Raw genomic sequence first — 15,155 nt, 5'->3', positions numbered from 1 at the left:
CAAATTTAATCAGCTGACAGGAGATTATGTATTGCAGGAGCACTCTCCTGCATGCTTTATTGGTCAAGGTTTAAAAACCTGAGCATTCGGTGAAAGGGGCATTTGGATAATGAGCGATCATCGTCGCGGAGAAAATATTGTTTCCATTCAAAATTATCATCCATGCCATAGCTGTTTAAATCGGGGTGAATGGGGGCTGAATCATAAGCTTCTAGCCGTTTTCTTACTTGTTTTTTGATTCGAGCAGCCAACTTTGGCTGCTTGTTAAAATCCTGAAGGACCCAACGAGGGGTAATGGCAAGCATCATCACGTCAAAATGCCTGCTTTGGCGATTTTTATGAGCAGGAGTTGCACAATACATAAAGTATTTTTCCCCATTATAACAAAACTCCCATAATGGATCATGTGGATTCGTTGGAATCTCTTCAGGCCATTCATAGGGATCAATGGCACTTACCCCACTCAAATGATACCAGAATAGATTTTCATAATCTTCCACTCTATAAGTAGATATCATTTCCTCTGGAGTTTCGTAGAATACGATTAAAGAAGTAAAGGGACCGCTATCCCTTGAAGTCTTGCTAAAGGCTTTTATTGCTTCTGCCAATTCCATTATAGTTGAAGGATCTCTAGGATCTCCGATAAAGCTATATCGGAGCTGATTTTTGGTGAAACCAATCGTTGCTGGGATGCATGGAAAGGGATTATTTTTATTACTCATTTTCATCGAAAAGTTTTCTAGGGCACTTTTTTTCCAATCTTCTAGTTGCGGCCTAGCAGCAGGGTCATCTTGGTAAAGCATCTTCATTCTACCCACCTCCAAAGTATATGGCAGTATATTCAACCCTATAAGGGAAGGTGGATGTTCGATTTATAATTGGGCAAGACCTTAGGAAGTGCACATTAGAAATGATATTAAATTTATTTAAAATAAATACTTGCAAATTACAAATAATGTTGTATGATAAAACCAAGAGGTGAAAATAATGGAAAACACTCGTGAGCTTTTTCAAATTTTGACTCGCCGATTTGGTTTCTTAAATAAAAATTGTTGTACGGTTGGCAATGTCGAGATATCTGTTGTCCATAGTCATATCCTATATGAAATTGATAAAAGTCATCATCCAGCTATGCAACAGCTTGCGCAAAATCTTGGAATCGACATAACTACTTTCAGCAGACAAATTCAAAGCTTAATAAAACAAGGTTTTGTGAAAAAGTCACAGGATCCTAATGATCGACGAATTTCGATTTTATCTTTGACAACAGAGGGCAAGTTTGTCGCAACAGCCATCGACACACAAATGGAACAGTATCTAGAGGAAGTATTTTCTCATCTCAATGATTTTGAAAAAGAAACAGTGCTTCGGTCCATTCAACTATTGGCTAATGCAATGGAAAAAACAAAATATTGCTGTCAACCACTTTTATGAGTAACGATTGTTGCTCATAAAAAAATCACCAATACTTGCAAAGTGCAATTAATTAAAATCAAATTTAAAGGAGACGAAAAAGATGTTTGATGTTAACTGGTTAGAAATAGGAAAAAGCTTTCTGATTATTGCTCTAGAATTAACGGTCTTATTTGTAGGAATCTCATTTTTAATCAACCTGATTCAAGGATTCATTCCCTATGAAAAAATGGAAAGATGGATGGAAAAGAGCCACCCATTAGTCAGCGCATCAATTGCCTTGGGATTCGCATTCATTACACCCTTTTGTTCATGCTCAACCATCCCTGTCGTCGTGAACTTGCTAAATAAAAAAGTGCGGTTTGGTATCGTAATGATTTTCTTATTTTCTTCACCCGTACTGGATCCCACCATCATTACATTAATGACAGCAATATTAGGTATCAAGGTGGCAGTAATATACACAGTGGTTACTTCCGTTTTATCGGTAATGATAGGATTCTCATTAGAAAAGCTCGGCTTCGCAAATCAAGTACGACAAGTGATTGTGACAGGTTATGATCAAGATTCCAAACGATTCAATATAAAATCAGCGATTTCTGAAACGATTCAGTTAATGAAAACCGTTTACCCGTATCTACTTATTGGCGCTGGTATCGGATCAATCATCCACGGAGCTGTTCCTACTGATTGGATATCAACTTATATGGGAGGAGATAAGTGGTGGTTAGTACCAATTGCAGCGATTATAGGTATCCCGTTATACATCAGACTCTCAACGATGATTCCAATATCTCAAATCATGGTAGCAAAAGGCATGGCTCTTGGACCTGTTATGGCATTAATGATTAGTTCTGCAGGCGCTAGTCTACCGGAACTAACACTCTTAAATAGCATTTTCAAAAAGAAATTAGTCGGTGCTTTTGTAGTATCAGTCTTCATGATGTCAACCGTCTCCGGATTTCTCTTTTATATGGTTTAAACGAAAATATTTTATTACTTAGGAGGAAATGAAAAATGAGTATTTTAAAAAGTTTATTTGGTAAAAAGGATAGTAATAGCTCTTGTTGCAACATTCAATTTGTCGAAGTGAAGAAAGAAGAAAATAAGGATGATGAGAATAAGGAATCGCAAGCAAATCAATCATCTTGTTGCAAATCATAAAGATTTGAGACGGTTTTATCGATAAGTTAAGTCCAGGATGAAGGGTCCACCAATTAAATTTAGTGTGAAAAAGGAGAGGTTTATTATGTTAGATGTCATTATTATTGGTTCAGGCCCATTTGGGATCTCATTAGCTGCGCATACTGTTGCCAGTAATCTAAGTTACAAATTATTCGGGTACCCAATGGATTTTTGGAAAAATCAAATGCCTCAAGATATGTTTATCCGAACTCCGCATGAGTTTGTTAGTTTTTCAGATTCAAAGGATGAGTTAACGATCCAACAATTCGCCGGAGAAACTGGTATAGAATTGGTCACACCACTGCCAAGGCCGATATTTGTGGAGTATGCAAATTGGTTTGCTCAGAAGGCTGGAATTGAATTTACTCCTGAATTAATTACCAAGGTAGTGTACAAGGAAGGCAATTACGAAGTGACTTCCGAAAGTGGAGAGGTTTTTACAGCGAAAAACATTATCGTGGCTACAGGTGTAGAACATTATAAATTTTTACCAAACTTCTTAAAAGACCTTCCATCAAATTTAGTGTCGCATACATCTGGTTACACAAGCTTTTCCGAATTTAAAGGGAAAAAAGTAGTTGTTCTTGGTAGCGGTCAAAGTGCTTGGGAAGCAGCAGGATTACTACATCGAGATGGTGCTGATGTAGAATTAGTTTATCGTAAGTCCGGACCTAATTATGCCGGAAGTAGAGAAAATGAAATTGCGCTCCGGGATGTTGGGGATATTTTCTACACTCTTCCTCTGGAAGAGAAGAAGCAAGGATGGGGGCAGTCGCCAGGAAGTGTGGCACATTTCTTAAAGCCGTATGTGGAAGGAATTGTACCACAAAATAGTGGTGTGGCTATTGAGAAAATTGAACAAATAAATAATGATGAGCTGAAACTTGTTTTATCTAATGGGACTGAAAAGGTTGTAAATCACATCATTGCCGCAACTGGTTTCCATATTAATATCGATAAAGTACCATTTTTCGATGCTTCATTATTAGCCGAAATTGAACGGGAAGAAGATTACACTTCCTTTCCAAGACTGAACGAGTCATTTGAATCAAGTGTCCCTGGTTTATATTTTGCAGGCCCTCTTTCTTCTCATAGTCATGGACCTACTTTTAGATTTATTTTAGGATTAAGAAAAACATCATTTTCTATCATTCCTTCCATTGTTAAAAAGGCTGAAGGTGTGAGTGTATAGAGACTTGTTTCGAAGGGGTAATAAAATGGAAGACATAATCATTCGTCAAGCATTTGAAAAAGACATCGAATCCATACGCCTTATTTATAACCAAGGAATTGAGGATCGAATTGCTACGTTAGAAACAGAAATAAAAGATGTTCAATTTATGAAAGATTGGTTTGTAAATCATAGTGGCCGGTATCAAGTTATCGTTGCGGAAGCAGAAGGGCAGATTTTGGGGTGGGCATCCTTAAATCCCTATAATAATCGATGTGCCTATTTAGGAGTCGCTGATTTATCCATTTATATATCAAGGGAGAGCAGGGGTCGAGGTGTTGGAGGTAAGCTACTAAAAGCAATTGAGACAGTTGCTAAAGAAAATGACTTCCATAAAATCGTGTTATTTACATTCCCTTTTAATCAGTTAGGTCAAAGTTTATATAGAAAACAAGGATACCGTGAAGTGGGAGTATTTAAAAATCAAGGAAGGTTAGACGGGCAATATGTAGATGTTATGGCTATGGAAAAATTATTTTAACAGTGTTTAAAGAGGAGTGCAAATATACTTCAGCTACAGAAACAAAAGCAAGCAGTTGTTGTGGTGGACCTATCCCAATTAAGATTGAAATTAAAAGCAATTCTTGATGTGGGTGATGAGCCCAAGACCAGTCTGACAACTCTCAGGCTGTTCTTTTATTAAATTAGAAGGAGATGGGGCTCATTGGTACAAAGTACTAAACAACCCATTGTTGCAATTGCTTTAATTACCGCTATTTGTTTGGCCGGCGACTCAATGCTTTATATAGTCTTACCTACTCATTGGAATGAAGTTGGTTTAACATCTCTTGTTCAAGTCGGCATTTTGCTTTCTGTTAACCGATTTGTAAGGCTTCCCTTAAACCCTTTAATTGGGTATATATACAAGAGAGTAAACCTACGAACTGGAATTCTACTTGCTGTAATATTAAGTGGGTTTACTACGATAAGCTATGGATTCGTTGAAGATTTTACTATTTGGGTTATTCTTCGTTCGATATGGGGACTCTCCTGGTCACTTTTTAAACTTGGTGCATATTTATTGATCTTACAATTATCAACTGACACTAACCGTGGAAACTTCATGGGGACATATAATGGGTTATATCGGCTGGGGAGTTTGTTTGGAATGCTGTTTGGCGGATTGTTTGCTGATTTATTTGGCATAAAATTTATTAGCATGTCTCTAGGAATCTTTGCATTTTTGAGCATTCCTATCATTCTTAAAAATATTCCAAAAACGATACAATCCGATGAACAAATCGGAAAAAAACCATCTTTAATAGACAACATTGGATCCTTTCTAAATAGAAGGCTCATTATGATTTTAGGTACGGCATTTCTATTGATTATGATACTTGATGGCATGCTAACTGCGACTTTAAGCCATATCATCGAGGTTAAATTTACAAACGAAATAGATATTATAGGGGTAGTTGTTGGAGCGGCTACACTTGCAGGAGTTATGCAGGCGTTAAGATGGGGAATCGCACCTTTTATCATTCCGAGGGTTGGAAACATGCTTGATAAGGCTAGGCAGAAGAATGTTATGCTCGCCTTTTTCCTTACATGTGCCGTTATTTTACTTGCATTGATCCCATTAGACATACCGTTAATGCTTTGGTTGCCAATTTTACTTGTCCATGTTTTAATCGCTTCAATTTTAACGATGGTTATGGATTCATTTGTCGGTGATTATGCATCTAAGGTGACCAACAAAATAGTAATCATGACACTGTTTACGATCATTGTTGATATAGGAGCTGCACTTGGACCTATTATCGGATTTACCTTAGAACAATTTATGGGGCTGAAGAATTTATTCTGGTTAGGTGCAGCCATATGTTTATCCTTATCGATTGCCTGGATTATTCCATATAAAGAAAGAACAAAACAAACCAAATTTAATCATATGCAATCAAAAAAGACCTACTATTAGGTCTTTTTTGATTGCATAAAGCTGTTTCTAATGGGAATAAACTTTACATTTCACTTATTGAAATTAACTTATAAGTAATTTATTATATAAGCGAATGGTTATATTCTGATGTGAAACGGTGGATATTTTTATAATTGTTTATTCCTTATTATTTCGGGCAATAACAAAAGCTAATATTTAAATATATTTGAAATTTACATTAGTATATTATTATTTTCTTATATAAAAAACTCCAGGGAGGTGGATAACTTGTCAGATTCAATGGTTGAATTGGAGAGTGTATCTAATATATTAAAATTGTTAGGCGACAAAACCCGTCTAACCATGATTAAAATTCTTGATTCTCATGATGCTTGTGTATGTGAATTTGTTGAGATATTTAAGATTAGTCAGCCTGCGGTTAGCCAACATCTTCGAAAATTAAAAGATGCTGGATTAGTGAGGGAAACAAGAAGAGGGCAATGGATTATATATTCTTTGAACAAGGATGGCCCTTATTATCTATTGGTTCAAGATTTACTTCATCATCTTCCAAATCAAGATTTTCGATTAGAAGAATTAGCAAAACAGGGATTGCGGATCTCGTGTGATTAATTGGAGGTTAGTTCATTGATATCGGTTATATTAGCATCATTGATATTCTTAGTAACACTGATCTTGGTAATTTGGCAACCAAAAGGACTCTCGATTGGTTGGTCGGCTTGTGGTGGAGCCATTCTGGCGTTAATTGTAGGAGTCGTTGACCTTAAAGATGTTATCGATGTGACTTCCATTGTGTGGAATGCTACATTAGCTTTTATCGCTATTATTATTATTTCTCTCATTTTAGATGAAATTGGATTCTTTGAGTGGTCTGCTCTTCATATGGCAAGAGCAGCAAAAGGTAACGGTGTATTAATGTTCATCTATGTCTCCATATTAGGAGCATTGGTGGCAGCCTTTTTTGCCAACGACGGGGCAGCTCTTATTTTGACCCCGATTGTGCTAGCGATGGTTAGAAACCTTAAGTTTGAAGAAAAAATGGTTTTTCCATTTATTATGGCAAGTGGTTTTATTGCAGATACAACATCACTTCCTTTAGTTGTAAGCAACTTAGTCAATATTGTTTCTGCTGACTTTTTTGGAATCAGTTTTCCAGAGTTCGCATCGCGAATGATTGTTCCAAACATATTTTCATTAGTAGCAAGTATCCTGGTTTTATACCTTTATTTCCATAAAAGTATTCCGAAGCAATACGATTTGAACCAATTAAAAAAGCCTGTTGAAGCCATTAAAGATTTAAGAATGTTTCGTTTATCATGGATTGTTTTAGCGGTTTTATTAATCGGTTACTTTGCAAGTGAATTTACCGGTGTCCCAGTTTCTATTATTGCTGGGATTGTAGCGATCTTCTTTTTGTTTATGGGAAGAAGAAGCCCCGCCGTTCATACCAAAACAGTTATTAAGGGGGCGCCTTGGGCCATTGTCTTTTTCTCGATTGGCATGTATGTCGTCGTTTATGGTCTTAGAAATGTTGGATTAACAACCGTATTAGCAGACTTAATTCAGGTGACTGCTGATCAAGGTTTATTTGCAGCCACAATCGGGATGGGTTTTATTGCAGCGATTCTTTCTTCCATTATGAACAACATGCCTACTGTCATGATTGACGCTCTTGCTATAGCGGAAACGAATACAACTGGAGTATTTCGTGAAGCCTTAATCTATGCAAATGTTATAGGTTCGGATTTGGGTCCAAAAATTACGCCAATTGGTTCTCTAGCCACTTTATTATGGCTTCATGTTTTATCACTAAAAGGAGTTAAAATCTCTTGGGGGACTTACTTTAAAACCGGTATTGTCCTAACCATTCCAACCTTGTTTATTACTTTAGTTGGTCTCTATATATGGTTGATATTCATTCACTAAAATCTTTACACGAAAAGGAGCAATGCAGGATGGCCAAAAAAACGATTTATTTTTTATGTACAGGTAACTCATGTCGTAGCCAAATGGCTGAAGGGTGGGCTAAAAAACATTTAGGAGACGAGTGGGAAGTGAAAAGTGCAGGTCTTGAAGCACATGGATTAAATCCAAATGCGGTTAAGGCAATGAAGGAAGTAGGGATCGACATTTCCAATCAAACGTCAGATGTGATTGATCAGGAAATATTAAACCATGCAGATTTAGTTGTTACGCTCTGTGGTCATGCAGCAGATCATTGTCCTGTTACGCCTCCTCAAGTAAAGAAAGTTCATTGGGGATTTGATGATCCCGCTAAAGCAGAAGGTACTGATGAAGAGAAATGGTCATTCTTCCAACATGTACGAGATGAAATTGGAGAAAGATTGGAACGCTTTGCAAAGACAGGATTATAAAAAGAACGTAATAGTCACTATGGAACAGGAGGAAAGTTGATTTCTATTACGAAACAAGCATAAAAAGCCAGAAAGGTTAACCTTCTGGAATTCCAGGTGGAATATATTTCGGAGGAATTCGTAGCCAACCTCTTTCTTTCATTAAATTCTTTAGAGGAGCAGCATATCTCATTAGATTGACTTGGAATTCAAAGAATAACAACCCAACATCAGTACGTATTGATTTACTCATAGCCTGAGCGCAAAAAGTGATGGAGGCAGCTACCTTGACAGCAATTAAATTAGCGATTTCTTCATCTGTTAATTTCACCCCTTCTGGGACTGAATTTGGATTTGATAGCGGTTTTGGGGAACTTATGGCAGGTAGAGGAACACCCTCCTTAAGCAAAAAACTCTCGACTTTTTGGGTATCTTCATTACTTGAGTTAAAAGCTGCATGTATAGCATGTTTTAATTCCGTATCAGTCGTTGTATTAAGTCCTACTTGGTATAGAACATGTGCTTCATTGAACGCGATATAAGCAGTCCAAAGGTCCATAACTTCACCAACATGTAAAGATGGTTTTGGTTCACCATCTACGAAGTTTTTAATGATAGAAGAAATGGCTTCAAAAGGATTTGTCATAACTATCCTCCTATATATTAGTAATAGCTGCTAATCGATATCATTTCCATTAATAGTAAATTCATTCATACTACTTAAATCAGGCTTAATAGACAAGGATGCCTAACTTGTGTATTAAGCCTTTTGTATTTTTGAAAAATATAATGCCAACTACAGCTAAAAACTGTTTTGATTAGTCCTTGCTGGTATCTAAAAAATCGTCATTCGTATGCGTAGAAGTATCCTCACTCGTATCTAAATAAGGCTTGCCACCAGCAAAAGCTTCTGTTGAAAGATTTTTACTATTATCTAAATAGGGAATATGTTCATAAAGATTATCAGACTTTTTTGACCGTTCAAACCCTTTTTCTCGCATAAAATTCACCTCCGTTATGATAGGGTGTGTGGTTATGGAGAAAAATATCAGGTCATCAGGAAAAATAAAAGCTCCATGGGAAAAATTGTACAAGAGTATGATCACACTTGGATAAACTTCAAAAGTCATTAATAATTTTGGTTAATATTGTAAAGTCGTGGTTGTTGTACCGCACGAGTTTAGTTGCAGAAGGAGAATTGCTCTCTAATAGAGAAATAGTAGTGTAAATGGATAAAAAGCAGGAGATAAAATGGAAAAAAATATGACGATTAAAGAATTGCAAAATTACATAATGGACAAGGACTATAAACCTGAACTAAAAAACGCCTACTTTCAAAAATTAATTGAAGAAGTAGGAGAATTGGCAGCAGTTTTGCGTAAGGATATTAGAATGGAACAACAAGGGACAATTAAAGGGACAATTGAAGAAGAATTATATGATGTTCTGTACTATGTTGTTGGATTAGCAAATATTTATGATATTGATCTAGAAAAGTGCTTTCATCTTAAAGAGGAACTCAATAAAGAAAAATACAAATAAGTTATTATGCTAGCGGATCAATTTATTATAATAATCATTTCTAGAACCTTACTTTATTTATTGGCAAGTTAAATTGAATTCATAGAGGGGAATTAATTGAAAAATGAAATAAAATGTACAACCCTGTTTTATCATCCTCATCATTCTGACTTATATCAGATAATTATTGTACAATAGGATTAGGTTGACAGCATACCCTTGTGGGTATAATATAAAAGCGTGTCAATCTTATTCCTTTTAAAGGGAGGTTAATTTATGGATTATAATGATCAAATGAAAAATAGAATTAAACGGATTGAAGGACAATTAAGAGGTATTTTAAGAATGATGGAAGAAAACAAGGACTGCAAAGAGGTCATTACACAGTTATCGGCATCTAGAACTGCCATTGATCGGACGATTGGAGTTATCGTTAGCACAAATTTGGTAGAATGCGTTCAACATGCAGATAATCAGGGAGAAAAAAGGATGGAAGATATCGTCAAGGAAGCTGTTGATCTTTTGGTAAAAAGCAGATAGAAGAGGTTTCGCCTCTTTTATTTTTGAAATCTTTTATACCCTAATGGGTAAATGATCCTATAAATACTCATCTTCCGTTAGCTTTTTTAACTTTTTTAAAAGAAGGGGGGAGCTGGGAATAGAGGTTATCCAAATTGGTTCTTTTACCATTATGATGAAATGGATTGTTCTTGGTTTTGCCATTGCAATTGGATTTATTTTTCTGAAGCTATGGCTGATACGTTCACAAGAGAAAGAGATTGGAAAACAATTATTTGATTTTGCTTTAAACGGTGCTTTTTGGGGCTTTTTGTTATGGAAAGGCAGTCTGCTGCTACTAGAGCCTAAATTAATCATAAAAAGTCCATTGTCGTTATTATATTTTACCGGTGGAACGAAGGGACTAATAATAGGAACACTCGGTGCATTCATTTATTTTATGTTTAAAGCAAAAAAATTAAAAATAGCCAACCATATCATTTTTCATTCAACACTTGTTTTTGCCTTTGGAATGATGAGTGGGTATTTTTTATTGAATCTTTTCTTAAATGAGGACAAGCCGAACGTAAATTCTGCCAGCACAAAAATTGCTGAAATCGGGTTACAGGAAGGAAATAGAGCTCCTGATTTTCAATTAAAGACATTAGACGGTGAGGACGTTAAACTATCAGATTTGCGAGGAAAAACGGTCATTTTGAACTTTTGGGCAACCTGGTGTCCGCCTTGTAAAGCTGAGATCCCACATATGCAGGATTTTTATGTCTCAAGCGACAAAACCAAAGTAGAGATACTTGCCATCAATTTGACGACATCAGAGAAAAACCCCGGACATGTAAAGGAATTTGTGAATAAGAAAAATATCACTTTTCCTGTTTTACTCGACCAAGACGGGGATATAGGAGACCAATATCAGGCGATAACCATCCCAACAAGTTATCTGATTGACTCCCAAGGAATAGTTCGCATGAAAATAGTCGGTCCTATGAATAAAGAGATGATGAACGATTTAATAGAAAATGTTGAATGAAATGAATCTGTCGTATCTTGAAAAAAATGGATTTAAGGTAAAAATGTGGATGGCGACTGGAAAATCTATTCTTCTGTATATGGCAACAATTTTTAGATGTATAAATATTGTTTATTTGTGTACTTCTAAGAATAGATTTCTTTCATGCTTCTAATCCTTTCAAATGCACTTTAAATTGCATCGAAAAAGCCTAATTAAAAATTAGGCTTTTTTCATGTAAATTTCAATTATGTTGCATTATTCGAATTTTCCTGATATGTAGTTAGGTACTTTTCCAAACAAAGTACTATATATTTAATAAGTAATGTAAGATAGGGGAAATTGAATTGAAACATTTCTTCGGTTGCTTACGTCTTATTTTAGAATGCTTTAAGTGTTAGCTTAAGATGAGGATAGGCACCTAAGTAATGTGACCTTGCTCTAGCTATGTTCAATTATGTCTTATTCGTTTTTAGAGTTTAGTAGGAATGAAAGGATCTTTTTATGAAAAAACAATTTCTAATCGCAGCTATTGCCATTTTATTCATGATATCCATAACAGCTGTCATAAAAGAAAATGAGCAATTTGATACTTTAAAGGAATTACAAGTAGAAAATAAGCATTTACTAGGGAAAGTATCAAAACTAGAGAGTGAATTAAGAGTTGCTAGGAATAATTTAGGAACCTTAGAAAATCGCAATAGACAATTAGAAGAGGAGGTAGATACTCTAACATCCTCCGTTTCCTATCAAGATTTTCTTCTTGCTAAAAATACAGTTGAATCATATAAGGTGGCCAAAACATTCGATGATGCTACTCAATACCTTGGACTTGTAGAAGGGCTTGGTATTTCTTCATTAGATCCGGAATTAAATTGCCCTTGTTTCATTTCTAATTATGGAAAAAAGTTGGAATGGAAGCCTCATGTTGTTACTGAACTCAAGGAGTTTAAAATTGAAAAGGGAAAAATTCTCCTTACCTATAAGACGAAGAGCCAGCAAGACTATCAATTTATGATGACTAAGGCGTTAGGTTGGAAGAGTGAGGATCAAGTTGAGGATTGGAGAATTGAATCAATTTTTGCTCAATAAACTCGAATTGGTACATTAAACTAAACATAAGTAGGAGAAATATAGATGATACAGAGTGACGAACTGCTAATACGATATATGACTAGCTATGACTATAATGTAATGGTTACTTGGCTAAATAACCAGAAGTTGTTGGAATTTTATGAAGAACCACCATCAAATTTAGATATGGTAAAACAAAAATACGGTCCAAGAGTTGAAGGGAGAGATTATGTCAAATCTTGTATTGTCGAATATCAAAATCAACCAATAGGTTATATCCAATATTATGAAATTCAAGATGAGGATTTACATACATACGGATTTGCTAAGAACCAAAATATATTTGGAATTGACCAATTCATCGGAGAAACCGAGCTATGGGGCAAAGGAATAGGCACCAAAATGATCAAATTAATGTTAAATCATCTTACTAATATTGGTGCTTCCAAAGTCGTCTTAGAAGTGAAAAAAAACAATACTAGAGCCATTTCAAGTTATATTAAATGTGGTTTTAGGCAAAGCAAAGAATTAAACCATAACTTGATCTTAATGGTATGGAGCGAAGAGAACTAAATAAAAACGCAAAAGAGGTTTGAATTCAGAGGGGGACAAAAAATTGAGTAAAAAGAAAAAAACCTTGTTCGGAATATCTATAGGGTTGAACCTGATACTTATCGTCATTGTAGCTTGGGGAATTTTAAAAATAAACTTTGTTAAGGAACAGGTACTCATGACGGAAGCACAAAATAATTTAGTCGAATTGGAAGGTTTAATTGCAAATCAGATGAAGAATAACTGGTCTGAACCCAATTTGGTTACAACAGAATTGGGAGATGTATTAAAGGGAATCTGGTTAGGTAAGACTACGGCAGAGCAATTAGGGACACTTTCTAATCGAGACAAGAAAATTCTTGAAAGTTTGTATTTTAAACTAAATCAATATCCACATGATGATGTAAATAACTTTGTTATTTTAACAGAAGAGGATAAAAGGAATTTTGAAGATTTACGAAACACACTTCGTGAAGTAGGGCTAGGATTTAATATGACCATTATGGCAAGTATGGATTCCTTTATGAAACAAGCAGAGGAATTAAAAGATAAAATTAAATCGCCATTAAATTAACATAAGCTACAACATATTTTAAACGCCTGGAATATTTCCAAGCGTTTTTTTGTGTACAACTATTGATTTTCTTCTTCATTCGTTTTGCTAAGCAATTATATGGTGCTTTAACAGTGCAACGAAAAAGCTTAATTTCTCAATTTAAATTAGAATTCGCTTTTTTATATAGGAATTTTCTCCATGTGAAAAATTTTATCATATATAGTTCTAAATATTCAAAATAATCCGTGTTAGGGGATGTTGAAACGAAACATTTCTTCCGTTTCATTCGTATTACTGTAGAAAATACTTAAGGTGGTGACTCCTGATGAGGGGAATCTTATTACTCTTTGCTTTTCTAATGGTTTTATTAACTGGATGTAATTCGGGTAATGTGTCCCAACCAGTTGATAATGTTAATAATATGCCCATTGAAATGCCAAGCGACTTTGATTTTATCGTCCAGTTTGGGGTTGGAATGAAGAATGAAATCAATTCAATGACAGATATAGTGACTAAAGACTTAATAGCAGATGGGACTGTCACTACTAAAATAACCTTCACACCAACGGAAATGAATCTGATCTATAAAAGAATGAGAGAAATGAATATTTTAGCAGCTAAGAAACTTGCTCCTGAAGTGGATTGTATGCAAGAGCCACATGAAGATGATAGCTGGGAGATTATTATCGATGGTCAAACAATTCATTATTCAATCTCTGGAGAATATTGTGAACAAACGAAAGATGCAAAACAACTAATTGACTTGCGAAATTTCATTTTTGAAATGGTAAAAAATAAAGATGAATATGAGGTTCTCCCTGAGGCTAGAGGTGGATATGAATAAATTGGTTTATGTTCCAAAAAATATCTGTCCCTTGCTTTAGCCAGGTTCTGTGATGTTGACAGTTTTAAAGTTTAATAGGAAGGTTCGGAGGGGATTTTGATGAAAAAACAATTGTTAATCGCTGCATTCGTCATTTTATCTATGATATCGATTACAGCAATCATGAAAGAAAATGAACAATTTGATACATTGAAAGAATTGAAAGAAGAAAATGAGCATTTACTAAAGAAAGTCTCCAAATTAGAGAGTGATTTACGTGATCATACTTCTACTATCGGATCGTTGGAAAATAGAAATAGAAAATTAGAAGAGGAAGTAGACACTCTAAAATCCAATGTTTCCTATCAAGACTTTCTTAAGGCTAAAAATACGGTTGAATCCTATAAGTTGGCGAAAACATTTAATGATGCTATGCAATACTTTGCACGAGTAAATGGAACTGGTATTACTACATTAGATCTTGAAGGGAATTGCCCTTGTTACTTTGGCGATTACAACTGGAAACCGCATGTTGTTACTGAGCTCAAGGAGTTGAGAGTTCAAAAGGGAAAAATTCTACTTACCTATAGCACCAAGAATCAGCAAGACTATCAATTTATCATGACCGAGGCGATGGGATGGAACAATGTGGAGAGGGTCAAAGAGGAATGGAGAATTGAAGCCATCAAACCTCAATAGTTGGGAATCAAACATAATGGTTTAATTTCTAAATATACCCTAAAGAATTACCTGATCAGTCTCGGAATGTCCGCTTGAAAGGGTTGAATTTATTTGTGCTTGGTTAAGGCAAATAGTACATACGATTCTGGAAGATCCCTTCCTATTCCCTTTGAAGAGCTGGATATTGCGGGATATCCTTAGGTACTATAGTGGAAGAGGATAATACATTTTTCCCATTTGAAAGACTTTTCAGATTCGATTGCGAGCAAGGAGTTTAGGATATATTTTGAGAAAGTCATTCCCAAACTTGCGAGAAAGCAGTAAGTTTAGGAAACACTTT

At 35.3% G+C, this 15,155-nt stretch carries 20 protein-coding genes; 17 read left to right on the top strand and 3 right to left on the bottom strand.

Annotated elements, in window-relative coordinates; genetic code table 11:
• Positions 1-56: 56 nt before the first annotated feature.
• On the bottom strand, positions 57-809 hold the full coding sequence (locus tag ACX9YW_RS21000) for a YqcI/YcgG family protein (protein WP_460350233.1): 753 nt from the start codon (positions 807-809) through the stop codon (positions 57-59).
• A gap of 178 nt (positions 810-987) precedes the next feature.
• On the opposite strand from ACX9YW_RS21000, the gene ACX9YW_RS20995 reads away from it, so the two are divergent.
• From ACX9YW_RS20995 to arsC, 9 genes are all read left to right on the top strand, one after another.
• Positions 988-1,434 carry a MarR family winged helix-turn-helix transcriptional regulator gene (locus tag ACX9YW_RS20995; protein WP_460350231.1) on the top strand — a complete coding sequence of 149 codons (447 nt, stop codon included), beginning with the start codon at positions 988-990 and terminating at the stop codon, positions 1,432-1,434.
• Between the two features lie 82 nt (positions 1,435-1,516).
• Positions 1,517-2,395, top strand: a complete 879-nt coding sequence (locus tag ACX9YW_RS20990; protein WP_460350229.1) for a permease — start codon at positions 1,517-1,519, stop codon at positions 2,393-2,395.
• A 35-nt stretch (positions 2,396-2,430) separates the two neighbouring features.
• Entirely contained in the window at positions 2,431-2,577 is a 147-nt protein-coding gene (locus ACX9YW_RS20985) for a hypothetical protein (protein WP_460350226.1), read from the top strand.
• An 85-nt stretch (positions 2,578-2,662) separates the two neighbouring features.
• The gene (locus tag ACX9YW_RS20980) at positions 2,663-3,790 is read left to right on the top strand and encodes an NAD(P)-binding domain-containing protein (RefSeq protein ID WP_460350224.1); all 1,128 of its coding nucleotides are present in this window, start codon (positions 2,663-2,665) and stop codon (positions 3,788-3,790) included.
• A gap of 25 nt (positions 3,791-3,815) precedes the next feature.
• Positions 3,816-4,310 carry an arsinothricin resistance N-acetyltransferase ArsN1 family A gene (locus ACX9YW_RS20975; RefSeq protein ID WP_460350222.1) on the top strand — a complete coding sequence of 165 codons (495 nt, stop codon included), beginning with the start codon at positions 3,816-3,818 and terminating at the stop codon, positions 4,308-4,310.
• A gap of 183 nt (positions 4,311-4,493) precedes the next feature.
• Entirely contained in the window at positions 4,494-5,747 is a 1,254-nt protein-coding gene (locus ACX9YW_RS20970) for an MFS transporter (RefSeq protein WP_460350220.1), read from the top strand.
• Positions 5,748-5,996: 249 nt separating this feature from the next.
• Complete coding sequence (locus ACX9YW_RS20965; RefSeq protein WP_460350218.1) at positions 5,997-6,341, top strand: ArsR/SmtB family transcription factor; 345 nt, start codon at positions 5,997-5,999, stop codon at positions 6,339-6,341.
• A gap of 15 nt (positions 6,342-6,356) precedes the next feature.
• The gene (locus ACX9YW_RS20960) at positions 6,357-7,655 is read left to right on the top strand and encodes an arsenic transporter (RefSeq protein WP_460350216.1); all 1,299 of its coding nucleotides are present in this window, start codon (positions 6,357-6,359) and stop codon (positions 7,653-7,655) included.
• A gap of 29 nt (positions 7,656-7,684) precedes the next feature.
• The gene (arsC, locus tag ACX9YW_RS20955; protein WP_460350214.1) at positions 7,685-8,104 is read left to right on the top strand and encodes an arsenate reductase (thioredoxin); all 420 of its coding nucleotides are present in this window, start codon (positions 7,685-7,687) and stop codon (positions 8,102-8,104) included.
• Positions 8,105-8,180: 76 nt separating this feature from the next.
• On the opposite strand, the gene ACX9YW_RS20950 is transcribed toward arsC, so the two are convergent.
• A complete protein-coding gene (locus tag ACX9YW_RS20950) occupies positions 8,181-8,729 on the bottom strand; it encodes a DUF3231 family protein (RefSeq protein ID WP_460350212.1) in 549 nt (182 codons plus the stop codon).
• A 172-nt stretch (positions 8,730-8,901) separates the two neighbouring features.
• Positions 8,902-9,084 carry a hypothetical protein gene (locus ACX9YW_RS20945; RefSeq protein WP_460350210.1) on the bottom strand — a complete coding sequence of 61 codons (183 nt, stop codon included), beginning with the start codon at positions 9,082-9,084 and terminating at the stop codon, positions 8,902-8,904.
• 250 nt (positions 9,085-9,334) lie between these two features.
• Between ACX9YW_RS20945 and ACX9YW_RS20940 the strand changes: the two genes are divergently transcribed.
• The 8 genes from ACX9YW_RS20940 (at position 9,335) to ACX9YW_RS20905 (ending at position 14,833) form a co-directional block, all read left to right on the top strand.
• On the top strand, positions 9,335-9,625 hold the full coding sequence (locus tag ACX9YW_RS20940) for a MazG nucleotide pyrophosphohydrolase domain-containing protein (RefSeq protein WP_460350208.1): 291 nt from the start codon (positions 9,335-9,337) through the stop codon (positions 9,623-9,625).
• Between the two features lie 255 nt (positions 9,626-9,880).
• Entirely contained in the window at positions 9,881-10,144 is a 264-nt protein-coding gene (locus ACX9YW_RS20935) for a metal-sensitive transcriptional regulator (RefSeq protein WP_460350206.1), read from the top strand.
• Between the two features lie 151 nt (positions 10,145-10,295).
• A complete protein-coding gene (locus tag ACX9YW_RS20930) occupies positions 10,296-11,150 on the top strand; it encodes a peroxiredoxin family protein (protein WP_460350204.1) in 855 nt (284 codons plus the stop codon).
• Between the two features lie 483 nt (positions 11,151-11,633).
• Positions 11,634-12,221: a hypothetical protein gene (locus tag ACX9YW_RS20925; RefSeq protein ID WP_460350202.1), complete on the top strand. Its 588-nt coding sequence runs from the start codon at positions 11,634-11,636 to the stop codon at positions 12,219-12,221.
• A gap of 45 nt (positions 12,222-12,266) precedes the next feature.
• The gene (locus ACX9YW_RS20920; protein WP_460350200.1) at positions 12,267-12,776 is read left to right on the top strand and encodes a GNAT family N-acetyltransferase; all 510 of its coding nucleotides are present in this window, start codon (positions 12,267-12,269) and stop codon (positions 12,774-12,776) included.
• A 43-nt stretch (positions 12,777-12,819) separates the two neighbouring features.
• Positions 12,820-13,329, top strand: coding sequence for a hypothetical protein (locus ACX9YW_RS20915; protein WP_460350198.1), 510 nt, complete (start codon positions 12,820-12,822; stop codon positions 13,327-13,329).
• 307 nt (positions 13,330-13,636) lie between these two features.
• A complete protein-coding gene (locus tag ACX9YW_RS20910; RefSeq protein ID WP_460350196.1) occupies positions 13,637-14,155 on the top strand; it encodes a hypothetical protein in 519 nt (172 codons plus the stop codon).
• A 99-nt stretch (positions 14,156-14,254) separates the two neighbouring features.
• Entirely contained in the window at positions 14,255-14,833 is a 579-nt protein-coding gene (locus tag ACX9YW_RS20905; protein ID WP_460350194.1) for a hypothetical protein, read from the top strand.
• The last annotated feature ends 322 nt before the right edge of the window (positions 14,834-15,155 follow it).

The organism is Pseudoneobacillus rhizolycopersici (genome assembly GCF_054786815.1).
The sequence above is the reverse complement of the archived record's forward strand: the minus strand, read 5'-3'. Positions and strand labels throughout refer to the sequence as shown.